Source organism: Vibrio sp. MMG023 (assembly GCF_021654215.1).
GTDB classification, from domain to species: domain Bacteria; phylum Pseudomonadota; class Gammaproteobacteria; order Enterobacterales; family Vibrionaceae; genus Vibrio; species Vibrio jasicida.
In genome coordinates this window covers 500540-524781 of record NZ_JAKFZP010000005.1, presented here as the reverse complement: position 1 = coordinate 524781, position 24242 = coordinate 500540, and the positions used below count along the sequence as shown (strand labels likewise).

The 24242-nt window shown below is 43.0% G+C and carries 18 protein-coding genes; 9 read left to right on the top strand and 9 right to left on the bottom strand.

Going from position 1 to position 24242, the window contains the following annotated elements; translation table 11 throughout:
• From L1076_RS18690 to L1076_RS18680, 3 genes are all read left to right on the top strand, one after another.
• A partial coding sequence (locus L1076_RS18690) for a hypothetical protein (protein WP_237304266.1) occupies positions 1 to 1336 on the top strand: 1336 nt, incomplete at its 5' end.
• 695 nt (positions 1337 to 2031) lie between these two features.
• On the top strand, positions 2032 to 4374 hold the full coding sequence (locus tag L1076_RS18685; protein WP_237304265.1) for a hypothetical protein: 2343 nt from the start codon (positions 2032 to 2034) through the stop codon (positions 4372 to 4374).
• A gap of 9 nt (positions 4375 to 4383) precedes the next feature.
• Complete coding sequence (locus tag L1076_RS18680; RefSeq protein WP_237304264.1) at positions 4384 to 6726, top strand: hypothetical protein; 2343 nt, start codon at positions 4384 to 4386, stop codon at positions 6724 to 6726.
• A 567-nt stretch (positions 6727 to 7293) separates the two neighbouring features.
• Here L1076_RS18680 and L1076_RS18675 read toward each other — a convergent pair.
• The 9 genes from L1076_RS18675 to L1076_RS18635 form a co-directional block, all read right to left on the bottom strand.
• The gene (locus L1076_RS18675) at positions 7294 to 7770 is read right to left on the bottom strand and encodes a hypothetical protein (RefSeq protein ID WP_237304263.1); all 477 of its coding nucleotides are present in this window, start codon (positions 7768 to 7770) and stop codon (positions 7294 to 7296) included.
• The gene (locus L1076_RS18670) at positions 7736 to 8161 is read right to left on the bottom strand and encodes a hypothetical protein (protein WP_237304262.1); all 426 of its coding nucleotides are present in this window, start codon (positions 8159 to 8161) and stop codon (positions 7736 to 7738) included. Before L1076_RS18670 ends, L1076_RS18675 begins: the two co-directional genes overlap by 35 nt.
• Before the next feature lie 2 nt (positions 8162 to 8163).
• On the bottom strand, positions 8164 to 8616 hold the full coding sequence (locus L1076_RS18665) for a helix-turn-helix domain-containing protein (protein WP_237304261.1): 453 nt from the start codon (positions 8614 to 8616) through the stop codon (positions 8164 to 8166).
• A 72-nt stretch (positions 8617 to 8688) separates the two neighbouring features.
• The gene (locus L1076_RS18660; protein ID WP_237304260.1) at positions 8689 to 9480 is read right to left on the bottom strand and encodes an outer membrane beta-barrel protein; all 792 of its coding nucleotides are present in this window, start codon (positions 9478 to 9480) and stop codon (positions 8689 to 8691) included.
• Entirely contained in the window at positions 9480 to 10520 is a 1041-nt protein-coding gene (locus L1076_RS18655) for a hypothetical protein (RefSeq protein WP_237304259.1), read from the bottom strand. Before L1076_RS18655 ends, L1076_RS18660 begins: the two co-directional genes overlap by 1 nt.
• Positions 10520 to 11221 carry a hypothetical protein gene (locus tag L1076_RS18650; RefSeq protein WP_343231853.1) on the bottom strand — a complete coding sequence of 234 codons (702 nt, stop codon included), beginning with the start codon at positions 11219 to 11221 and terminating at the stop codon, positions 10520 to 10522. Before L1076_RS18650 ends, L1076_RS18655 begins: the two co-directional genes overlap by 1 nt.
• Entirely contained in the window at positions 11221 to 13995 is a 2775-nt protein-coding gene (locus tag L1076_RS18645; RefSeq protein WP_237304258.1) for a TcfC E-set like domain-containing protein, read from the bottom strand. Before L1076_RS18645 ends, L1076_RS18650 begins: the two co-directional genes overlap by 1 nt.
• Positions 13992 to 14507 carry a hypothetical protein gene (locus L1076_RS18640; protein ID WP_237304257.1) on the bottom strand — a complete coding sequence of 172 codons (516 nt, stop codon included), beginning with the start codon at positions 14505 to 14507 and terminating at the stop codon, positions 13992 to 13994. The genes L1076_RS18645 and L1076_RS18640 overlap by 4 nt, the downstream gene beginning before the upstream one ends.
• A gap of 19 nt (positions 14508 to 14526) precedes the next feature.
• Entirely contained in the window at positions 14527 to 15045 is a 519-nt protein-coding gene (locus L1076_RS18635) for a hypothetical protein (protein WP_237304256.1), read from the bottom strand.
• 243 nt (positions 15046 to 15288) lie between these two features.
• Here L1076_RS18635 and L1076_RS18630 point away from each other — a divergent pair, with 243 nt between their 5' ends.
• From L1076_RS18630 to L1076_RS18600, 6 genes are all read left to right on the top strand, one after another.
• Positions 15289 to 15888 carry a winged helix-turn-helix domain-containing protein gene (locus L1076_RS18630; RefSeq protein WP_237304255.1) on the top strand — a complete coding sequence of 200 codons (600 nt, stop codon included), beginning with the start codon at positions 15289 to 15291 and terminating at the stop codon, positions 15886 to 15888.
• Positions 15881 to 16330, top strand: a complete 450-nt coding sequence (locus L1076_RS18625; protein WP_237304254.1) for a hypothetical protein — start codon at positions 15881 to 15883, stop codon at positions 16328 to 16330. The genes L1076_RS18630 and L1076_RS18625 overlap by 8 nt, the downstream gene beginning before the upstream one ends.
• Positions 16331 to 16332: 2 nt before the next feature.
• Positions 16333 to 16764, top strand: coding sequence for a hypothetical protein (locus tag L1076_RS18620; RefSeq protein ID WP_237304253.1), 432 nt, complete (start codon positions 16333 to 16335; stop codon positions 16762 to 16764).
• A 150-nt stretch (positions 16765 to 16914) separates the two neighbouring features.
• On the top strand, positions 16915 to 18006 hold the full coding sequence (locus L1076_RS18615) for a choloylglycine hydrolase family protein (protein WP_237304252.1): 1092 nt from the start codon (positions 16915 to 16917) through the stop codon (positions 18004 to 18006).
• 680 nt (positions 18007 to 18686) lie between these two features.
• Complete coding sequence (locus L1076_RS27020; protein WP_275424169.1) at positions 18687 to 21653, top strand: M66 family metalloprotease; 2967 nt, start codon at positions 18687 to 18689, stop codon at positions 21651 to 21653.
• A gap of 155 nt (positions 21654 to 21808) precedes the next feature.
• Positions 21809 to 24238, top strand: coding sequence for a M64 family metallopeptidase (locus L1076_RS18600; RefSeq protein WP_237304251.1), 2430 nt, complete (start codon positions 21809 to 21811; stop codon positions 24236 to 24238).
• Positions 24239 to 24242 lie beyond the last annotated feature (4 nt).

The following is a 24242-nucleotide window of genomic DNA, read 5'->3' as shown; positions in this document are numbered from 1 at the left end:
AAATGAAACGGACAACATTGAAATTATGGTATCTGATGCGGTTCTGATAACAGGGAGTAGTCTTGTTACGATTGACGGAAATGGCAATAACGGTCAATCTTTCCCCAAGGGGATTCCTGTGCAATTAGAATATAGTGCGACTTTTAGTGATGGGCGTAGCTTTTCTACCATCGACCATGACAATGACGCTGATTTTATGACGTGGATTGTTCACGGTGATACAGGAGCTTTCATCTCTGATGAAGGTGTATTAGATACGAATGGTGTGAGTGTTGGCACTGTATTAACGGTTACAGCGACAGGAAATTCACCTTATGAGGATGAGACTGACAGTATTGATGTCATAGTGTCCGATGCTGTTCTATCGGCAGGAACGAGTATCGTTACGATTGACGGAAATAGCGAGAATGGTCAATCTTTCCCTATAGGAATTCCTGTGCAATTGGAATTCAGTGCAAATTTTAGTGACGGTACTCGGTTTTCTACAGTACACCACACTAATGATGCAGACTTCATGACGTGGACTATTGAAGGAGATAGCGGGGCTACCATTAATGATGAAGGCCTCCTCAATACGTTTGGTGTTGCGGTGGGCACAACGTTAACTATCACAGCAACCGCTAACTCCCCTTATGAGAGTGAATCTGACAGTATCGAAGTGTTTGTGTCTGAGGCGGTTATTCTCGATTATCACCTACCTGAAAATATATATGTGCCAGTCGTTCTTTCGACAGACACGGATGGTCAAGGTGCCATTGTGGACGTGAAAGCAAACATGTCTGATGGAAGTGAAGTTACGGTTTCTGATGCCGAATTTACTTCTTCAAGTTACTACATTATTGTTAGTCCATTGATGCAACTGTATTCATTTGCCCCAGGCTTTGATAGTCAAATCACAGTGAGTCATAATAATAATCATATTGGTACCATTAATGCATTTTCAATTGGGGCTTTAGATATTGATTCTTCGGGTGTTTGGACTTTACATACACGAAGCGATGCCGAGGCTATATGCTCTGACTCAGGATTGAGCCTTCCCACTACAGCTATGCTACAACAGTTTTTTATAGACTCCACGACAGCTGATACGGCGCCGAGCTCTTTAGTCAATGAAGATGTCTGCACAAGATATGGTTGGCCACTTCTCACTTCAATAGAGGTATGTAAGGTGCCAGAGGTTGTTTCTAACGATGGACATTTAACATCCTCTAGTGATGGATATTGGTCCAGAGATAACGCTTCTAGTTTGGAACACGTAACCCTAACTAATGGGGCTATTGTGACAGACAAAGGCGATGCTCACTTTGCCTTGTGTGTGAGTCCTGCAGCTAAGTAATAAAATTTGGTTCTCATTTGGTCTGCTATTGACCAATTGGCTTTAATGTCTGTAATCGGTGAATGCGGCTTTATCTAAAGGAGGCCGCATTTTCTCGTTCTATTAACTAAATGGAAAAGACAATCTTATGTGTTGAAATGTTGTAAATGTCAGACTTTTAATACCTCAGAAGTTAACCATTTAGTTATTGCAACAAGTTTAATTACTATTAATTGGTCTATTGCATGCATTCAGGAGATAGTTGAGCACACCTATAAACAAGCATAATTTTGTCAAAATATGAATCAAACGCTTTTTCATATAACGCTATGGCGAACAGCCATAACGGAGTTTTCGAAAGAAATTGGTTACTCACAACATACGCGAGGTTTGGTCAACAATTGTATCGTTGTTGAATTAAAGGCAGAGAGGGTGCGATTGGTCGCTACCATTCATTTAGACTATAACTCGCTAAACTATGAAATTAGTAGTACTCAAGACTGCTTCGATTTTTGTCAGTTACTTAAAGCGGTAGAGAGTATCAGAAGCTTCTAATCATATTACGGTCATTCGTATAGTATTAAAAACGATTAAATTGATAATTAATTCATTATTTATCAATTGCTTAATTGTTAATAACTTATAATAGTCATTTAGTGGTTACTTTGCAGCGTAACAGCCAAAATGGTTGAACCTTAAGCAACTGAGTGACATCAATGAAACGATTCAACAAGCATCTGTTGAAAAGGAATTCAGCTCTTTCTTTACTAATCGGAGCTTCTCTCGCAACACTCCTTACCGCGTGTAATGGTGGCAGCGAGGGCGGCTCGGACAATCCGGTAATTACTGCACCTGTCGACAATACGGCGATATTCTCTGCCAATATTGGTAACAATGCTATTGTTGGTGAGCGCACTTCAATTAACGTTACTGGTTATGTCAACACAAGCGATGATAGCGAGTTTGAGGTTACGTCTGTCGAGTCGTTATCAGGCGATGCTTGTCAGGTCGTAATCTCTGGCTCAACTTCGTTTGATGTGAGCTCGAATGAAACGCAAGATTGCCTGTATCAATACCGAGTCTCTCCAATGAACAACAGTGCACAGTCTGAGTCTTATGTTCGTATTGCTGCTGCTCCTACATATGCATCAACGTCGTTACCGAGAATTATAGCCTCAACAAGTGAGAATCAAGATATCATTATTGATCTTGAAACGGAGTTAGGCTCGTCCACACCCAATAGCCATTACGAGTTACAAGAGCAAATGGTTGTTATTGGTAACGGAAGTGCCACTTATCTCGATTCACAGCACATTCAATTTGCGCCGACTGGAAAAGGGCAGAGTGAGATTTACTACAGCTATAAAAGCGACTCCGACATCAAACAAGGTACGATTTCGGTTTCTGTCTCGGATTTGGCTGAAAATGCGCCTCCAATCGCCAATGCTTTTGCTCATCAAGAGCTCATCAAACTTGGTGAAAGTACCACGATAGATGTTGCGTCATATGTCTCCGATTTGGATGGAGATAACGTTCAGTTAGTCAGTGTTGAAGACTTTAACTCTACGGTCGCATTGTTGTCGCCAACGGTCGTAACGAATACTCAATTTACGTTTGAGTCGACAACACCTGGTGCTCACGATGTGGCATATACCGTCAGTGACCACATGGGAGGTTACACAACATCGGTTGTTCGTATCGAAGTAGAGCCAGACTTTTCCTTGGTCCAAGATTGGGAAGATATCGTTACCTACGATCCAGTTATTAACTTTGATATCCGGTTCTTTGCGCCAATGACAAAAGCGTATGCAGACTACATAAATGCGTCTTACACCTCAACCTATACAGAAAATGGTGAATATGGTTTGAAAGATGCAAAGGTAGTAATGCAGACACTCACCCAAGCTCGTCAATACTGCAAAGTGCGTGGTGGGCGTTTACCGCTTCGACGCGAACTTGAAACTCTAATTGCCAACGAAACCAGTGCGTTCAGCAACCACAACTGGCCAACGAGTAAAAAGTATTGGACAGCAGAGAACGTCAGTGAAATCAATGCTGCGATCGTTAACCTACATGACGGTATGGTAGGTGAACAGTCTAAAAAAGGGGCTATGTACACAACGTGTGTCGATTTAAGTGGTGATGTGAGAGATTTCTCATCGTCTGTCGAAAGTAGTGGAACTCCATACAACAATCGCTATGACTACAAGGTTCAAGTCTTTGATCCTGATGGCAATATTGCTCCTTTTGCTGATATCACACTTGAATCAGTTTATGAGAGGGGAGTATTTCAGAATAGAGCGTCGATTAGTCATCTTATTGCAAGTGATCAAGGCATTATCGATGACTCTTATTTTGATATATCGTTCACAAAAGAAGTCGTTTCCGTTGAAGTTAGTTCAACAAATGACTTATTTCCACTTGTCCCTCAAGTCGGTCATTTAGCTATTGATATTACTGACCCAGCGTTATGGAGCAGTGAAGAATATTGGGACAGACGTGTATTCGAGCCAGATGAACACGGTCTGATGTTGATGCCAAATTCCAGCCAAAGCAAACTTTTTCATATTTATGAAACGCCGTTCAATGGTGAGAACTTTGTTATTAGATTTAGAGTTACGGCTGACAGTAGCTCTGAACGAGGTGAGTTTGCGGTGATGATACAACAACTAGGAAGCGACCAAAGTTCTTGGGAGCAAGATGGGGTTATACAAACAGGAAATACAAGACCTTACCCAGTAGGAGAACCGACAGCATTTGGTTTGAATGTAAACCTCTATGGTTCTACACCAGTTTCACTGTTTGAGGGGGGAGAAGTTTCTAGTTCAACGAATATTAGCTTCCGCGACTCTGACCGTTATTATTGGTTTGATAAAAGAGGAGAATCGGTTTTTGTTTATACCTCTCTTACGGAAGAACGTCCTATAGAAGCGGCTGGCTCTTTCAGCATTACAAGTGATTTAGATCTTACTGAACAATATTGGTTATCGGTAGGAGGGAAAAATAACGATGCATCAAAAAACTATCGTATCTCACAATTGCACATGGCTACTTACTAGGAGGCTATAATGAAAATGACTTTAATGTTAACTCCAATCGTAATGTGTTTGCTTTCTGCATGTAATGGTGGTTCTGGTAGTGGTTCATCATCCAACAGTGTTGAAGGAAATGCCCCTGAAACAGTGAAGATTGAAACGTCTCCTCTTCAGTCTAAAGGACTAGTGAGTGAAGAGGTTGCTATCGATGTTTTGGCAACAAATGATATCGACGCAGCCATGAAAGTCACATCTGTGCGCTCATTATCGGGAGGTAGCTGCAAGATCACGTCCATTGATGAACAGTCATTTACGACAAGTTCTGACGAAGTAGGTGAGTGCCAATACGAATACACAGTCGAAGCAATGAATAGTGATCTTTATGTCGGTGAGGAATCCTCAGTTGCTCGTGTTTCCGTGTCTGAAACTGCAGCTGATAACACATTACCTAACCTTGCAGAAGCGACGGATATTGATACGCCTGCTGTTATTGATCTTTCTCAGGAATTAGCTGAGGAGCTTGATACATCAGTATTCTATCTATCGTCTGATGCATCTGTGCTTGGCGCCGGTATCGTTGATAGCGACGCGGCTAACAACATGCTTACTTTTACTCCTTTTGATGTGGGTGTTTCTCGAATTACTTACTCGATGACAGATGGTTCTGTCATCAAGCTTGGAACAATTGATGTTGCTGTTTCTGATACGCAGAATACGCCGCCAGTTGCCCTTAACTATGTCCGTGAAGGAAAGTTGGATAAAGGGATGTTGGTGACGATTGACTTAACGGACTATATCTCTGATGCAGAAGATGCGGTGATCCTCGAATCCGTTAGAGCTTATAATGCGGAGACGGAAATTACGTCCGCTTCTGAGCATACCTTTACTTTTCGTTCCTCAGAGCCGGGAGCACATGACGTTGCTTACACCATTAATGATGGCCGTGGCGGATACGATGTTGGGCAGGTTTACATTGAGGTCGAGCCCGACTTTAGTCTTGTTCAGGACTGGGATGATGTAACGGTTTACGACTCAACTATTGGAACAGATATTACATTTACTGCCCCAGCAAGTAAGGTGCTAGCGGACTATACCAATACAGCGTATACGAATTATCAAGCACAAGATGGAGTGACAGGGCCGAGAGGGGCGGAAGTGGTCACCATGAACCTTGAACAAGCGCAAAACTATTGTGCGACAAGGAATGGACGTTTGCCAATCAACCGTGAATGGGAATTACTCATTGCAAATCAAGGTAACGTTTTTACCTCTCAAAACTGGCCTGCGGGAACAGATTTTTGGAGCGCAGACATGATGTCCGAAACCACTGGCAAGAGTGTTAATGCGACAGATGGAACAACTTCTGAGTTCGCTAAGTTAACAGATGAGGGATTCGTTAGCTGTATTTTGTTAGATAGTGAGGCAGTGAAGGATTTTTCGACAACGATTCATTCAGAAGTTAATCCCGATGCTCTTTTAGAGCACTCACTGTCTTTTAATGTTACAGATCCCGATGGGAATATTGCTCCTTTCCAAAGTCTTGATGCAGAAATCGTGCGTGCCAGGGGAGTCTTTAGTAACGGACTTTCACGTGTCACACTTATTACCGATTCTTTGGGGGAAGCTTCAGAGACTTATCGAGATACTTCGTTAAACAATGCGGTTCTCTCCGTCTTGGTAAGTGCAAACAGTGAAGACTCTGCTGTTATCAAATCAGCTACTGACGAAATGTATATTGATACAACAGACTCGACTCTTTGGAACATTGCTGAAGTGCTAGGAGATTTTGATTTTCAAGACATTGATGAACAAGGTATCCCGCTCCACTATAAATCTAGTACCCAGTATGAGATTGCTGCAGTTCATAAAAACTCTTATGTTGGTCGTGAACTGGTTGCGCGGTATCGCTTAAAGGCAAATAATGTTCCTTCGATAACTTCAGGTAAATTGAACTTCGTTTTACAACAATTTGGCGATTCACCGAACACGGAAGATTGGGGATATTCGAACGCATATCAAGAAGGAATTCCACATTCTTCAGCTGTAATAAGTAATGAAATAAACTACTACTCAGAAAACATAACTACAATCGTGGGTAACGATTATCTTGGAGGTACTAAAGCGATTTTTACCAGCCTTCCAACAAGATACGAATATTGGTACGTTTGGATCGTGATTCAAGGCGATACTTTATTTGTCTACACGAATACATCTGATGAGAGGCCTGATAAGCCAACATCTTCAATAGAGAACGTTTGGACCATTATTGATCCGTCGCAACCTTATTGGATTGGTTTTGGGGGAACGCCAGGAACTGGCGTGTCAGAAAGTGTTTCAATCTACGCCAATGCACTTTGGTTTGGCACCGGAAGCTGAAGCCCACTAGAGTATTCGTAGAAAAAGGGGGAGGTACCTGCCTAGCAGGAGCCTCCCTTTTTGCTCTCTAACCTTTTAATCATTTTCTTTAGAAGGGGGGTGACAAAGACCTAGCCATCACGAAAGGTCATTTTAACTAATGGACATATTGGTCAACAAATTCCGGACACGGACTGAAGTCGACTTTCGACATATACGAGCGACAGTCTATCATTTGTTTGATGAGGACGTTGCTGATTGTAGTAAGGCATCAGGTAATAACTGATGCGTTTCTGCTTAGGTTTGAGTCAGGTACCCCGATGCTAGTACCCATTTAGTTTTCAAGCTTCTGAATAACCTTCCAATTAATGTGGAGCACTGGACCATTAAATCATCATACCGAGATGAAGTTATTTGGGGCGCGAGGGGCTCGATCACAAAAAGTGAGGGTGATTTTGGAGAGGATGAATCTTAAAGCGGAAAAAATGGCCCAAATCAAGGGCCGTCCATTTTCTAGTTCACTAAATGATAGACGTTGTAATTATAGGGGACCTGCTTTCTACTATGAACATACTTAATTGTTGAATATTATCTCAACCAAGTTAAGTCACCGTGTAACCTAGCTTTTTGCTTTTGTTTCCCTTCCGATTCAATTTCTTCATCATAGGTCAGCAAAAACTCTTGTTTGTTCAGACGTTCAATTCTTGCGTCAAAATATCGGTTGTTTGCGTTGATTAAATCCCTTTTAAACGCTTGTGAGGAGTGACTAGTGATGTACAAGTACTGGCTGCTCAACGTCAAGAAGTAAAAGCAACGGTTTGTGTAACCAAGAATGCCGGAGCTCTTCCTCGTTGTTCCATCCTCTAATGTGGTAATGAAGGTAAATAAACCGTTGTTTACGTATAAGTTAAGTTTTCGGCTAGGGTTGTTCAATTGACTCTCTATAGAGAACTTAGAACCGAGCAAACTTAACCATGGGCTAAGTATTAATAAGATTGCTATAAGTACTGAAGCCTTCCATAATGAGAACTTACCAGAAGCCCATTTGACCAGTAATCTCGACATTATCGAGCCTTTCATATTCAAACCTCTTGCTGAGATAAACGGTGTTACTTTTTTCATCGAGTTGAGCGACGTTGATTTGAGAGAGATAATCTTTAGCGTTGAGCTCTATGGTTTGGGCTGCATGTTGATTGCCATTTAAAAATTCATAACTCTTGTTAAAAGACAGCATAAACACCGTATCGTTTATCACCGCATAAAGCCCTTGGCTATGACGAATAACGTGATAGGGCATGAATTGGAGTGATGAATAAAAGCCATGGGAAAACTGTAAATGCGTTTCTAGTCGTGTCGAGGTCACGGGCGAGTACACGGTGAAATCGCCACCAGTAGCATTGATAAAAGGCATCGCAACAATGAGCGAGGCAATGCCAATCGTTCTTTTGAAGTTCATAATCAGTATAAAGAGCAATAAAGCGCGCTGCTGTAAAGCAAAATGAGAACGCTAAGGAAAATATCTCCCCAACGAATTGAGGTGAGGTTTGCGTGAGTTAGGTTTGACGGTGTTTGTATTTGTCCTTCTCCTTCTCCTTCTCTTGTTCCCGTCTCTTGTGAGTCCGGGACAAAGACAAAGTCGTTAGTTTCCCTTAATTGCAATGACATTAGGTTTACGTCAACAGGCAAAACCAGTTTGTAGCCAAGCGTTGGATAACTTCGGATTTCAATGTGCGAGTTTATGGTGGCCAGTTTTCTACGCAGTTTCATGATACTCACGTTTAGGGAATTAGAACCGATAGGCTTATCTGGCCAACCCGCCGCGATGAGGGCATCTCGACTGTAAATTCTGTCGGTGCCGTCGAAGAGTGTTTTAGCGATATTTAAGCTACTCACGCTCATGGATACCGACATGACTAAGCTTTTTGTTGAGTCGTCATAGGCATCAATGGCGAGATTAGCCTCATTGATACAAAGCAACATGGTTTATTGGCACTGCAAGTTAGGGATTATGACTGTTTCTTTTGGGTAAATAACATCTATATCACGTAAGGTTTTAAAGCCATCGTTGGCTGACATAAGCTCGGTAAAGGAAATGTGATGTTGGCTCGCGATTTTGTACAACCAATCCCCTTCTTTTACGCGATAGACCTTGGCCTTACACTTTGTGTTGCGATCTGTGTATTCCATAACCGGTATGACTTGCTTGTCTATTTGTGTTTCAGAAACCACTTGAATCTCTTCATAAGCAGGAGAGGGCGCTTGAGAGTTGGTATTTTGGAATTGATATTGAATTCCGAAACCCAGTGATTGCAATTTATAGTCTGCATTCTGATTGGAAATGAACTTGTAGCCAAAGTTAAACGCCCAGAGCGAGTTTAGATCATATCGAACGCCAATTTGTGCGATAGGCGAGAATTCGCCGTTTTCCGATATCATGCCCAACCCGCCGTAAATTTTGTAGCGTTTAGAGAGAGGTAAGGTACCCAGCAACGACAGATCGGTTCCGTATCGAGAGATATTTTGAGTGGTGTTACGGTATTCACCGACTTTGAGCATGTCTAGCTGACCATATGAACCTGTTGATGCTTCTATCGCCCAGGTTGGAGAGATTTGATAGCCAAGCTTTATCCCTCCGCCAAAAGAGGAGTCAGGTAACTCGGTATCTGTTTTACCGTTATGGGTGAGGGTGCCTCCCACGTACCAATTGGTAGGTTCTGCAACAGCAACAGAGGAGATGGCTGCAATGACTCCGATAATGAATGTTGTTGTATTCATTAATACAGCTCCTCGAACATAACGGTGAAACTTCCTGAGTAAGTGCCGGATTCAACTTCGGTTGAAGGAATATCTTGGTAATTCACCATTAGATCAAAATTAATCACATTGGTTGGCGCATCGAGTACATAACTTGTTTCGTCATTCGTCAGTTTGTTTACCCCCTTTTCCACCCAAATAGGGTCCTCACAGTTTGCGGAAGCACATTCAATACTAAACGGGATTTCTGTCTTCCCAGTGTTGGACGTCAACGTGAATTCATGGGTTAGCAAAGTCATAGATAATCCCGTGCTAAAGGTTCCTGTTGCGGTAATGTTGAACGTGGTCTCTGCTGACACAGTATGGTTGCTGGTGTCATAAACAGGGTTCATTACACCATCACCAGCAACATCGATGTTTTCCAAACTGTTAGGGACATAGTCGATATTGACAGTGAAAACGTCAGATAAAACACGATAGGTGAGGGCGCCACCTGACGACTGATAGTAGTATCGAACGTCAGCAGGGATGGTTGCCGTGTACACACCTTTCTCTTGTCCCTGCAAAGCGGCCAGGAGTGCGGTTGTATCCAAGTCAAATGTTGGTCTGTAAAAATAAAAAGGGGTAACCTCATTGCTGTAATCAAGAGAAAAGCTAGCGCTACAACTTTGCGTGCTGTCATCTGCAAGAGTGACAGTATTTCCAGATAGCTGCGATGTTGCGCAGCTTGGGGTTACAAGTTGAGTGTCATTACGAACATAATTGTTAGATGACACGTTGTATTGCAAGCCTTTCAGCCCGATAGGGGCATTAACGTTTGCCCCAGTTGGTCCAGTTAATGTCATTTCATCTGGCTTGTTGGTTAGGTACGCGCCCGGGAGAAAACGATCTGTCGGAGTGAGACCACTTGCTACTGTCCAGTCACTTAAGGTGTATGTGTTGCCACCTAAAGCAATGGCGTTCTCAAGTCGCAATTGTTGACCTTCAATGTGAACATTGAGGGTGGCACTATGGGCCAGCGGGGCAACAATCAACAGTAACCAAGAAGCAAAACGAATCATTACTTGCCATCCTTTAACGTTATCTTTTTATGGTAGCTTTCGTCATGGTTAATAACGGTCACTTCGACTTGATCTTTTGAGATGTTTTTAGGCAATTCATACGTGCGCTCACGACCTGACAGGGACATGGCGGTAAATTCGCAGTCTTCTGTTACTGTATCTGTACATTGGTCCACATAAGCGCGGATGAAGCTGTTACTCGTGTTGTTGATGTGCAGTTTCCCGTTCGACAATGATACTGAGTAGTCGATTTTCTGTGTTTTCGCAGGAATCACAAAGAGAGGACGATAGCCAAAGTTGATCGTCACAGCAGACTGTGATTTTCCTTCTGGGTCGTAAGGTGATGGTTCAAAGCTAACTAGGTAGTATTGGTCTTCGCTAAAATCACATTTGTTACCACACAAGGAACGCACACCAACTTGCTTTTGGCGACCTGATTCAAGGATCATCTTTGGATGAGTTAACGTTACGCGCCAATCAGAGAAGTTTGACTCTGTATAAGGTGTGCGCGTCAGTTCGCCATTTTTAACTTGCAGCTGAGTGATATTCGATTGAATGAACTCAGTGGTCGATTTGTTGTTTGAGATAGTGAAAACGCCGTTTCCGTATTCGTCACCTACTAACAACATAGTATCTACGTTCATTGCTGAAGCTGCCGTTGAAATAAGTGCAGCAGCGAAAATTGGAAGTGATTTCATCATCAGTTACCTTCTGGTCGATTAAGTACAAAGTCGCGCTCTTGTTGCGTTTCCGAGTTGGCGTACTGAGCGACGTTTTCAATGTTTTGACGTTGTTGATGACTGAGTTGAAGATCCTTATCTCCAGTCAGGTAAACAAAAGACTTACGGCCCAAACGCGTTGTTAGCAGTTCAGCGCCATTGTTGGTCATTGCCTTAAGTTGTTGGTTGATCTCTGTGAGGTCATCAAACTGACCGATGTACATCACATTGATTTCTCGATTATTTTTGACCAGAACCATTGACTCCAATGGTTCAAGATCTGGCTGGCAGTAATTTGTGCCAAAGTTTAATTGTTTTGCATCGTCTACCGATGGTAAATAACATTGCTGGCCACCGCTCTTGAGTGAGAAAGTTTGCCCTTCTTGAACATCAACTTTGTGAATACCTGAAGTAATGTTTGAGATGGACAAACACGCAGGGCCTTCACATTCGATAGTCTCAATGTCGTTACCGAAAATATCTTTGAATTTACTGACAAAGCTGATGACTCGGCTGACATTTGAGTTGAGTTCAATTACGGTTCCTGGGTGCGTATAACCCGTCGCGTTTTGCTGACCTGTATTGTGCAGCGCAACACTCTCCACATCTAATTCGATAGTGCTGGTTTGATATTTATCGAGTGAAATCAAGCCAGAATCACCATAGATGTATTCTTTATGCTTCACTTTGTCGTCAGCTTTTACCACCAACAAGCCTTTTGTTTGGTTCTCTTCATTGTCAAAACGAATGTTATTCTTCGTATCAACGGAGACGTACGCATCACTCTGCTTTGTGGTGAAGTGAATGCTATTCTTACCAATAACTTGTGTACTGCTTAGTGATGCGTTAACTGACTTTTCACCGTTGTCAGCAAGGTACACAAAACCATCTGCATGATAATGTTCGTTTCGGTTTGCCACATAAGCTGTCACATTATTGAGCGAAGATTGCGACGAATTTGCATAGTAGCTGTTGCTTGCCGTTAGACGGAGATCCGTCTCTTCACTCTCGAGCAGATCTCGAGTTTCTAAACTGTTGGTGTATTGGCTAAAGCCATCTTGATCTATGGTGACACTCGACTTGCCTCTTAGCTTAAAGGACAAGGGTACAGACCAATTAATAGCAAGAGTCACTTCGCCTTCATCAAAGTCAGAAGCCAACGATTCGTTGTTGTAACTCAGGTTGACATCAAGATTAGAATCAAGCACAAAAGGTGCACTTAATCCTGATGATAAGAACCAGTTTTTACGCTCGTTGTTGTAGATATCTGCTTGATTTAAGTAGTTTACCGACCCATATCCACGGATTTTTTTACCTAGTGTGAAGCTGCTCGATAGGCTCAGTTGCTCCTTACTCGCAGCGCCATACAGGTACTGGGCAAAACGGTTCTTCTCTTCGTTATCGAGCTTTTCATAGGTGACGCCGATGCGGCCTACATTTAGGTAACCAGATAAGTAAGAAGCTTCGCCATCAATTAAAGAGGCTGTTACCTCATAACGGCTTTCAAATGGTAAATACCCTTTGAGGCCAACTTGCCCCATGTTGTGCTCTTCGGTCACAGTAGAGCCTAAGGCTAGGGTTTGAGTATCAGACCATTTATATGCCACTATGCCTTGAAGATAAGGCGTGGCTTCGAAAGATTCCGTCTTCTGCGCTTCAAATTCATTGTCTTCATTGATGACCTCTACATCCGCACCTTGGAATTGACCTGCTGAAATAAAATAGTCGAACTCTCCGGTGTTAAGCGTATCGGTTTGTGCGTTATAAACACGAACCGACTCCGTGGAAACCACTTGAGAACCTGCCGTGATCTCTACCGTCACGTCATAAACGCCACTAGGAAGCTCTGAATAGCGAATACTGCCTTGGCCTTCTGTTACCGATTTTTGGATGATGATCTGTTCGTCTTTGTAAACTTTTAAAACGCCACTAGAAGGGGCATAAAAAAACAAAAACTGGTCATCATTACTATTTGCTCGACTTAGGTTTTTACTCGAAGATAGATTCACGCTAGCTTCGTGGTACTGAGTACCATTCAATAAAAACGATGTGCTGTTCAATGCCAAGCGATCTTGGTGATAGCCGGCGGTTAGGCGTAAGTTTTTGTGTTCGATATTGTAGTAACCATAGTTAACCTCGGAGGTTCCTTCTTGGTTGCTAACATAAGTATCAAGATGTACCGAGCCATAAGGTAGACCCAGAATGAGTTGGTCACTGATTGACAGGTTAGGGCTACCGTTAAAGCTTGACGTTGTGTATACATTTGCGCGATTGATCAAACCAGGATTTGCATTGTACGTTGACGCGTAGTCTTTCTTTATTGCTCCTGGTTTTGTATCGGCAAGCGACGTTTTGTTGACGTAAATGTAGAGCTTGTTTGTGTGGTAATCATAGAAAACATCGTATGACTCAGGGTTAAGAGAACACAGGTTCAAGTCACCCACACAATCAACGCTGTTTTCTGCGCCAAGCACTAAATCATTAGTAATTTTTGTAGCCGTCACTTTGGTTAAGCCAGAGTGCACTAAGTGTTCCACTAACGTTTGAACGTCATTCTGATCTTGAAGTTGCACAGAGTTGTATGTGACTAACATCGGCAACGTGATGAACGAGCCATTCAGCCCTTTGATTTCTACATCTCGAGCTTGTTTCTCGTAGAAATCCTGAAAACCTTGAGGGATCGGTGCCGCAAAAGAAGTGTCACTAAACGAAAGTGTTACCAAAATACTGGTAGCAACGGTGGAAATTCTATTCACAATGAAAGCTCCGCTAGCACAGATAGTTCGCCTTGACATAAGCTCGCGCTCTCAGGCAAGGTTCCGAAAGAAAATTTGACGTCGTATTCGCCAACCTTTACGCCATCCGAAGCTTGATTGAACTCCATTAACAAAGGTTCAATCTCTGTTAATGGTTGTCCCTCAATGTAAACTTGAGCAAAATCTGACGGTGTTACTAAGGCCGTCTCATCCGCGCTGTAACACTGTGAAGTGTTGCTCTTCATAAAGAGTTGAAACTTCATTGATTGGTCAGAACTCGGAATGTCTGTCGTGACCGTCAACAAAGTGAACGCATCATTAAATGTGTTCGTTTTCGTATTTGTTTTTAGTGTTAATGAAGAAGGGGAAAACGCGATGTCAGTAATCTGGTGAGAGAAAAACTGACTTTTATCGATTTCACTCACTAGTCGAAAAATGTGCGTCTCTGCTTGAGTGCCAAAACTGACGATTCCTGCAACACAAAAACAAGACAAATATCTTTTTAACTTCACGCTTCCCCCTAACAACTAATTAAAGGCCATCTTCGTAGCTAGCGGTCATTTGAACACTTACTTGGCCCTCGCCTTTTACTTCAATGTCAGTGATAGGTTGTTCATTTTTAATAGTAAGAGCTACTACACTGGTTTGAAGTTCATCGAAGTTACCCTTAGTAAACGTTGTGCCTGATAGTTGATCGGTTACCGCTACGTCAGCTTCGTATGACATTGAACCACCCATCATTACTTGAGCGCTGATGTATGACCACGTTGCCAGCGGCTGACGGTCACCGACGGTTTCTAATGCAGAGTCATAATCACGAGCTTCAAGAATCACTTCTGTAGAAGTGAATTTGCCATCATTTTCGATAAAAAGAGTTCCGCTAGCGATTTCGCCACCGCCTTCACCAGTAATAGTTAAGTTGTCGCTAGGAACAGAACTCCCAATTAAACCACTCCAAATAACTTCTGCATTTGCTTCCTCAGCATTTGCTGTACCAGATGACATTGCGATTGCCGTCGCACCCATTAAGAAAAATGTATTAAGTTTCATGTTTTTCACCTATGTTTAAAAAGTCACAGGCTCACACTCCAATATGAAATTGAGCCGTTTTGTGTCGAAAGCAATTTGAATCGATCGAGCAAAACTTTGGAAATAAAAGGCTGTTAATAGTGCTTTATCGATGATTAAAAGTGATTGAAATCAATCAATTTGAATTGATAACTTTATGAATAATTTGAATTTATATTTTTTTATACAACATTTAATGCGTAATGGGGTTGCACGAGGTTAAAGATGTACGAACGACTTTCTATTGATACCGTGAGAAGAACGATTACTTTAATCGACAGTGAATCGGGAAGGGGTAATCAACCACTTGAATTAAATCGAAGCGAATACAATTTGCTACTTGCATTTTGTGACTCTCATGGTGAGGTGATAGATAAACAGACACTTATCGAGATGGGGTGGCCGGGCCGAGTTGTAGGGGATAACTCATTAGCAGTTGCGATCATGAAGTTACGAAAAAAGCTAGATACTCTAGATTTGGGGTTTGAGATTAATAACCTCCCTGGTGAAGGGTATGTATTCATCAATGCTAAAAACGTTGCCATAGAGCATGAAGATGTCGTGGTTGAGTTGGATTCATCGCAAAATGAGCCATTAACATCCACCGATTTACCTACTTCCGCTGACCTTTCAGACAATGGAAAGTCTGACCTAAGGGAAATTAAGTCTCAGGCATTAGTTGAGCATACAGGTATCCAAAAGCTAATTAGAAAGGCAATTTTTTGGGAGATATCCTTAGGTCTCATTATTGGTTTGGTTATCTTCTTTTTTCTGTACAGAGAGGCATTTGAATGTTTTGACTGTTTTGGAGGTGCTGGTGGCTAACGTAAAAAGACTCAGTTTTAGATTACTTTTTGTTTTGAGTGTTGCGTTTTTTCTTCCATGGTTCTTTTCTCTTGGCACTTATTTTTCTGGCTATGCCCATTTTCAAGATGAAGAACATGAGATCTTATTGACGGCCAAATCGGGTTTCTACAAAACTATTCATACTTTTGACGGCCAAGTGTACCGCGTTCACACTGGTATCTACGCGTCTTTGGGCAGTTCGATGTATTTCTTTTCACTTGATGGGAATTACATCGAAGGCCTTGAGCCTGAGTTCGCTGAGAAAGTGATCAGTTTAGATTTATCTCGTTATTTTCGTGGGTTAACACACGTCAAACTTGCAGACCGTGGTGACGGGAAATGGGTTGGAAAAATGCAAAAATCTGAGAGTGAGCATCTATTTGATGAAGTTGTTTTTAACGGACGCTTGGTAGGATGGTGAAAATGGGAAGAAAGAAAAAGGTGTTCATCTACCTAGCACTACTTATAACTCTATTGTCCATTCCTTGGTTGAATGCTTTTACCAGTGTATTTCTGTTGGAAGGAGACTTCGGCGACAGAAACGTTAAGCTTATTGGCTCTCATGGCAGGTATAAGATGGACGTGAATTACCTTTCTAATACTCATATCGTTAATACTGGGTATTATGCTTCCTTTTTCGATACTCTCTATTTGTTTCAACTTCGCCGAGATAAAGTCGCCAATGATGATGCGTTTGATATTAACGAGTTTCTTAGGGGCCATCGAATTGTCATCGTTTTTAAGCTTAATCAAAAGTCCGATAAAGAATACTTGGTCAAACTTATCGAAGAAGACCCGCGGAAAGGTATCTCTGAGTACCCAGTAATTATTGAAGGTAACTTAGGGGTTCTATAGTAAGTAAGGAGTAGTGCTCTAATAGCTAGAGCGCTATTTTGCGCCTATACGAGCAAATTTATATTCCACCATTTTGATATCTTTTCGATTGTAAGTTGCCTAGAAAGGACTACAATCGCGAAATGTTACCCCTCCTTGGTGGATCTAAAAATGATAAAGAAAACCCTCCTTGCTATGGCACTTTCTGCGAGCATTATCGTTCCGGCGAGTGCTTGTACTGGCATCTCTCTTTCTACTGTGGCGAATGACCACATTCATGCTCGCACAATTGAGTGGGGCGAAAACGATCTCAACAGCAAGTTGATTGTTGCTCCCCGTGATTACACGTTTACATCGACTATGCCGGACCAGAAACAAGGTTTGAGTTGGAAGAGTAAGTATGGCTTTGTTGGGATCTCCGTCAGTGACGATCGCTTCATTGGTGAAGGCATCAATGAAGAGGGACTGACTGCTGGTTTGTTTTACTTCAAAGGTTACGGCTCGTTAAAAGCGTACGATGCGAAAGACCGTGCAAACAGCATCGCTGATATGGACTTTGTTCGTTGGATGCTGTCGCAGTTCAAAACCGTCGATGAAGTTAAAACAGCGATGAAAAACATCGATATTGTTCCGGTTTATATCGATGAGAAAGGGCAGCCTTCACCAACTGGGCACTGGCGTGTTACCGACAAAGCGGGCAACAACATCGTCATTGAAATCATGGATCATGGCCAAGTACACATCTACGACAACGAAGTCGGTGTACTAACGAACTCACCAACGTTCCCATGGCAAGTGACCAATTTAAATAACTACATTCATTTGCAACCGGGCACTAGTGCGCCAACCAAGTTTGGTGGTGTTGAGGCGAAGTCGTTCGGTATTGGCTCTGGCTTCTTGGGTATGCCTGGTGACATTACGCCACCATCACGATTTGTTCGTGCGGCGTTTTTCGTCAACACGGCGCCAGAATCAAAAACGGGCGAAGAGGCGGTGTCACAAGCATTCCACATTCTGAACAACTTCGATATTCCAATTGGTACAGAATTTGGGCCCGAATATCGTGAACACATCCCTGATTTGCCGAGTGCGACGCAATGGACCTCGGTGATCGATCAAGGTAACAAGGCGCTGTACTACACCACGATGCACGACAGTCGAATCAAGAAAGTTGACCTGACTAAGATTGATTTTGACCAAAAGCAAGAAGTGAAACGCGAATTGGATAACGGGACGTTTACGTTTACAGACGTGACACCTTAGGTTTCCCTAGAACGTATAAGAACGTATAAGAACGTAGAAATAACGCACAAAGCGGAGAAGGTTTTCCTTCTCCGCTTTTTTATTTCCGAAACATCATGAATTTCAAATAGAGTTTTGAAAATTGAGGTATTGATTCAGTAAGTTATGAAGCACGAGTTATTGGCTAATGAATTTCATGACTCTTATTCCATATTAAACAGACTTTATGCGAGATTTTTTAATCTTCTTATTTATCAGTCGGATGAAAATAATAGTGCTGTAGTAAAAGTCTGATCTTTTCAACAACAAGAGGTTGGTTTAAAACTTATTTATTTAACTTTTATTTACAGAAATATGCTGCTAAATATTTAATTAATTTATGACTTCAATAATTTAAACTAATTTAACGTGTTGAAATTTATTGTCTTTTTGCCTGAGTGCTTAGTTTGTCGTTGTTGTCTTGATGACTTTGAAAGCGGTGTTAATTCTCAGGCTAGAGCTTTAAATTCGCTAAAACTAATTAAGTAATTTCTAAATCCATGAAATGGAAGCTCTGTTCGCGCGTGTTCAATAAGAAATATTTTAAGGTTTTAACCTGATCTTTCTCGGGAAAAATCTGATTTCATGAAGTTGATTTTTACAATTGCTGGGAAATAAAAGTAATAAACAAAGTGGTTGAAATACAAACATAAGGGAAAGGTATGAAAATAAATAAGGTCAGTATAGGGTTAAGTGTCGCTTGCGGATTATTATTCACGGGCGTTACTCACGCTCAGGTTATTCCGTTCAATAATAATCAGCCGACTAATGACTTACAGGGTGATTTTGAGGCGATGGTCATTTATGCGCAAAACATCACGGTTCCTCATCACAACGATAAAGGCGATCCTAGGCCGCACCTCACTGCATTGCGTGATACTTTGCTGCTTGTTAAACCTGTCGAACACGTACTGAACTCGACGCAAGTGAAAGTGATTGGGCGCGATGTTAAAGGTGAGCAATTAGGTGTGCTGTCACTGAACCCACCAGAGCAACTTCCGAGTCACGATGGTTCAAACCTCGATATTACGTATGCGCAAGATATGTGGTCAGTGGCACTGCCAGCGACTTGGATACAGCCCGGCCTTACTCTAGAGCTCCTGAATGGAAGCACATCAGGCGTCCTCTCCGGTTTGGATATTGGTGCGCCGAACGAATTGCTGATAAACACGATGGATTTAGGGATGTTAACCAATCCAAGGGGGCGTTTTTACTTCGCAGATAATCCTGAAAGACATAGAGACTACTTCCAAAAAATTCCGGTAAGCAAGTTGATCGTTAACCCGTACGAAACAGTGAAACTCAATAAAGTGATGCTGCCAGATGGTCGCTTGTTAACCGAGTTAGACCCGAGCACGGGCACTTGGCACAAAGGGGATATGCGTGCGTATACCACCAAGATTCTGATGTCGCACGGCATCAACCTAGCAAACTATGGCATCAACTCTTCAACAGCGATCTCAGAGAGAGCACATCCATATACGGCGAATCAAATTACAGCGATTGCCGCAGTAGGGCGTTATCAAAATGGTGTGGTTGCTCACGGTGGCAGTGGTGGCAACGGTATGGTAACTATCGACTCATCGTTAGGTAATGAATGGAGTCACGAAGTCGGACATAACTTTGGCCTTGGGCACTGGCCGGGTGGCACGGATGGCACAACGCATCGGCCATCTACAGACATAAACTCTGCATGGGGTTGGGATCAATTCCAACAGCGTTTTATTGCTAACTTCATGTGGAGCAAGCGTAATGGTCAGGATCAGGTTTGTTGTACCGACGGCATAGGAATCCCAGCTTTCGAAGGCTATAAGTTCAACAGAGATGCAATGGGGGGCGGTGAGCCAACTTCACCGATTTCCAAATACACTCTGCACACTCCGTTTGTACTAGAAAAGATTCAGACCTTTATGGAAAAGAAAGCGGCGTTTGATGAGGCATCGTCGACTGGCTTTAGTAAATGGAACGATGAAACCAAAACGATGCAAGAGTTTGAACAACCAGCGCTCTTGCTGGCCAAATCCATCGCCTCGCAATCTCAACTAAATACGATCAAAGATGACATCTCAGGTTCAGCGCTGTTGGGTTACATCAGTGACTTTGATATCACAAAGGTAGAAACGGGCGACGGTCGTTGGATTCGCGATATTTACTTGCCGAGCGCTGTAAATGTTGTCGCGGGTAAAGTGGTGAACGTCGCACGTTACTCTGGATATGGCGTGACAGTTCATATTAATGGCCAATCGGTGAACTTGAATCGTGGTGACAGCAAGTTTTACATCAGCGACGGTAAAGGTTGGCAAGAAACCAGTGAAGCTCAGGTAGCGGAAAATAACCCGACACGTGTCCCTACGGATAGCGGTGTCGCTGTTACTACGCTCGTCGGTTACTACGACCCTCAGCAGACACTTAATAGTTATATTTTCCCAGCATTACATGGTGCGTATGGCTTTGTTTATCAGCCGACTCCGGCAGAGATCCTAAACACAAATGGATGTTATGTCAGAGTGTATAACGGTAGAAACTACCAAACGGATAACTACCAGTTGGTTGGATTCCGTTATGACGATAACGTGATGAACAAGTTCCACATCAACCTCAAGCAAGCGGATGCACCGACAAGAGCAGAAGTTGTCTGCGATAACACGGTATTGAGTTCGCTAGACATTGAGAAACCAAAGCAAGACCTCAAAGTCTCTATTGTTCAGTCTGATTCCTTAACCGACTCAACTCCAACGGAGAATAGCGCACCTGTTGCTCATGCTGGTGAAGATCAGTCTGTACTGTCAGGCGCAACCATTACGCTATCTGCAGAGCAGTCAGCGGATGCCGATGGCGATGAGTTAACTTATGTGTGGAAGCAAATCTCGGGTTTACCTGCGACCATTCAGTCGACCGACAAAGTTAACACCAGTGTTATTTTGCCGGAGTCGAACAAAGCGGAGTCGTACGTTTTTTCCGTCACGGTCTCCGATGGAAAAGCAAGTTCTGAAGATACGGTGATGATTAGTGCACAACCTCAAGCAAACCAAAATCATGCGCCTCAAGTGTTTCTCCCGAAAAGCAAGGAGGCAAAATCTGGTGCAGTTATTGAGATTACCGCAACGGCATTGGACCAAGATGGTGATGTACTTTCATATCAATGGCATACAGCTGACCTAGCTTATCAGCCTGTATCAGTAGGCACTATTCGTCTGACGGTTCCAGAAGTAACAGTGGATAGCCAATTTACGGTTCGTGTGATCGTCTCTGATCCAGCAGGGGAAAGTGCCAGTTCAAGCATGATTGTGAAAGTCAAAGCCAACAACAATGCCTGCAGCATCAGTGACCCAAATGCGGCGAACTACGCTATATGGTCAGCAAGCAAATCGTACTCGGGTGGTGATCTTGTCAGCCACAAGCAGCTCGTTTGGAAGGCAAAATACTGGAGCCAGAACAATCAACCTGATAACAGCGATGCCTGGGAGCTCATCAGTGATGTAGCGCTGCCATGGTCAACTCAAAAAGCCTACTCCGGCGGTGATCAAGTGACGTACAACGGCGTGAAGTATGAGGCGAAGTGGTGGACGCGTGGTGATCAGCCGGATACATCAAGTGTATGGAAGAATGCTGGCGTAGCATGTCCATGATGCTTTTCCGTCGTTAATTTGTCGGGAGAACTGCCTCCCGACTTGTCTTTTTCATTCTCAATAAATGATTTTTTCAATTGCCGAGGCCAATGCCTTTGGGCAAGGGCACGTTGTACTTGTCAGCCAGGCAAACGCTAGGAAACAAGGAGAAAAATATGATTAAACCAAAATTGAAGTTACTTGCTGTAGCACTATCGTGTTTCAGTGCTGTTCCGCAAGCCGTTTTAGCTGATGTTCATATCGGAAAAGAATTCCAGATCGAAGTGATGAGTGATGCCTCAAGGGTGGCTTATACCGCAGAAGAACTGGGGCTAGAAACACCCGCGCTTATCGCGATCGAAGTCCTTAACGACGCTCATCAGCGTGTTGGGCTACTGCATATTAAAAGCCCTTTATACTTGCAGTTTGAAGAATTTGAAGAGCAAACAGGCGAATTTGTCGTGGCCCATGAAAAGTGGTTTGAGCAGGGAATGGTGAGTTTAGATCATGCTCAGCAAGCGACGTTAGAGAGAGGAAGTTCTGTTCGCTTCTACAGTTTAAATGAGGCTGGCGAAGTTATTGAACTGCTCATGGTGCAACCAAAGCGTTTGGCTTCCCTTCGAACACGTAGTGTTTCCACATCTGCCTACAAATTTATTGATAATGGGTCTCCAAATGACAAAATCGACTTAGTTTTGTTGGGAGATGGGTATACCGCTGGAGAGAAAGAAAAATTCCGAAGTGATGCAAAACTGATTACCGATGGTTTTTTTGCTAAGTCACCTTATCGCGATTACCGAGACTATTTCAACGTTTGGTTAATCGAAAAAGCTAGCCAGCAATCAGGTATCGGTATTGGTTCTCCACTCGATGGCAGCGCGTTTAAAAGCTATTTCCCTGACAGTTCAAGCCGATTGTTGCTACTCAAAGATCGTTTTGTTTCGTTGAATGAAGCTAAGGCTGCCTTGCCGGAATCCGCGACCGAGATTTTCCTTGTTGTCTCCAATACAGAAAAATACGGTGGAGTAGGTTACGGAAATGTCGCAACCATGTCGACCCACAGCAGTGCGGTTGGACTTGCCTTACATGAAGTGGGTCATACCTTCGGCAAGCTTGCGGACGAATACAGCTACGGTAGCTGTAATCTGAATGGTGAACCCTCTGCAAAAAATGTCACGATGCAAACAAGCAATGTGAAATGGTCGCATTGGATGGCACATGATCATGAGGTTGGTCTGTTCGAAGGCGCGCAATACTGTGCGACTGGAAAATATCGTCCGACCAAAAACTCCTTGATGCGTGCTTTAGGAACAAACCTTGAATTTGGCTCAGTGAATAGCGAAGCCTTGATCCTTAAAATGTATGAGACGATCAGCCCAGTTGCTTCAGTTTCTCCTTCTTCGAGCACGGTCGCATTGGAAAGCGAACGAGTTTTCAGTGTATCGACACCTATTCCGACTGACAGAGTGGCTATTCAATGGTCCTTAAATGGAGACGTTCTTTTAGAAGGTGATCAGGCTGCAATAACGGTAAACCCGACAAATCTCGACTCTGGAAGTCATGTTCTAAAAGTGGTCGTGAAAGACACGACTGAAAAAGTGAAACGTGACCCAAGCAACCGTCTTATCAGTGAACGTCAATGGCAGCTGAATGTCGCTGATGACCCTCAACCAGAGCCCCAAAACCGTTATCGTTACGCACGCTTTGTTATTGATTCAGAGATTAAAGGACAAGACTTTGCTTCTGCGGCAGAACTGACTTTTGTTGACCAAACTGGCAGTACTGTGTCTCCGGATAACATGAGAATTGTCTCGGTTTCTAGCCAAGAAACTCAATATCCACGTCCGGCAAGCAATGCTATTGATGGTGATCCTGATACGTTTTGGCATTCACGTTGGAGTCAATCTCCTGTGGGTAAAGCTCCACACGAAATCATCATCGACTTAGGTCAAAGTGTCGCGTTATCCCGAGTTGAATATCTACCGCGACAAGACGGCAACGTAAATGGTACGGCCAAAGATTACAGACTGTACTTGAGTAATACCGTTGGACAATGGGCATCACCGATGGATAGCGGCTCGTTTGCACCGAATACGGAAGAAAAGGTGATGTTGGTTGAGTCAAAAGGTGAGGAAAACCAAGCGCCTAACGCTATTGTTTCTCGCTCGCAAGGTGAATTGACAGGATCGGGAACCGTGATGTTAATAGGTGAAAAGTCTAATGATCCTGATGGTGACGGTTTAGTGTATCAATGGCAGCAGACTTCTCCTAAATCTCCACTTGCAGTTATTGAATCCCCTAAAGAAGCAAACACCCAAGTACGGTTTGTTGGCAGTACGAGTGAAGTCATTTATCGATTTACCTTAACCGTCAGCGATGGTGAGCTTTCGGACTCTGCAGAAGCAGTGATTACGCAGAAAGCGGAGACGACTCAATCAAGTCCAAAATGGGAGGCAGGTAAAACATACGCAACGCCTTGTGAACGCGTTTATTGGAAAGAGAATGAATGGGAAAACCAGTGGTGGACTCAAGATACGGAGCCGGGCTCGGATGGAACATGGGGTGTTTGGCGAAAAGTTAATACTTCGAACAATCAGTGTTCTTAAATGC

Excerpts from the sequence above, each read along its gene's own strand:
- L1076_RS18685 (WP_237304265.1), top strand. The coding sequence starts at position 2,032 with ATGAAACGATTCAACAAGCATCTGTTGAAAAGGAATTCAGCTCTTTCT.
- L1076_RS18680 (WP_237304264.1), top strand. The coding sequence starts at position 4,384 with ATGAAAATGACTTTAATGTTAACTCCAATCGTAATGTGTTTGCTTTCT.
- L1076_RS18675 (WP_237304263.1), bottom strand. The coding sequence starts at position 7,770 with ATGTCGAGATTACTGGTCAAATGGGCTTCTGGTAAGTTCTCATTATGG.
- L1076_RS18670 (WP_237304262.1), bottom strand. The coding sequence starts at position 8,161 with ATGAACTTCAAAAGAACGATTGGCATTGCCTCGCTCATTGTTGCGATG.
- L1076_RS18665 (WP_237304261.1), bottom strand. The coding sequence starts at position 8,616 with ATGTCGGTATCCATGAGCGTGAGTAGCTTAAATATCGCTAAAACACTC.
- L1076_RS18660 (WP_237304260.1), bottom strand. The coding sequence starts at position 9,480 with ATGAATACAACAACATTCATTATCGGAGTCATTGCAGCCATCTCCTCT.
- L1076_RS18655 (WP_237304259.1), bottom strand. The coding sequence starts at position 10,520 with ATGATTCGTTTTGCTTCTTGGTTACTGTTGATTGTTGCCCCGCTGGCC.
- L1076_RS18650 (WP_343231853.1), bottom strand. The coding sequence starts at position 11,221 with ATGATGAAATCACTTCCAATTTTCGCTGCTGCACTTATTTCAACGGCA.
- L1076_RS18635 (WP_237304256.1), bottom strand. The coding sequence starts at position 15,045 with ATGAAACTTAATACATTTTTCTTAATGGGTGCGACGGCAATCGCAATG.
- L1076_RS18630 (WP_237304255.1), top strand. The coding sequence starts at position 15,289 with ATGTACGAACGACTTTCTATTGATACCGTGAGAAGAACGATTACTTTA.
- L1076_RS18620 (WP_237304253.1), top strand. The coding sequence starts at position 16,333 with ATGGGAAGAAAGAAAAAGGTGTTCATCTACCTAGCACTACTTATAACT.
- L1076_RS18615 (WP_237304252.1), top strand. The coding sequence starts at position 16,915 with ATGATAAAGAAAACCCTCCTTGCTATGGCACTTTCTGCGAGCATTATC.
- L1076_RS27020 (WP_275424169.1), top strand. The coding sequence starts at position 18,687 with ATGAAAATAAATAAGGTCAGTATAGGGTTAAGTGTCGCTTGCGGATTA.
- L1076_RS18600 (WP_237304251.1), top strand. The coding sequence starts at position 21,809 with ATGATTAAACCAAAATTGAAGTTACTTGCTGTAGCACTATCGTGTTTC.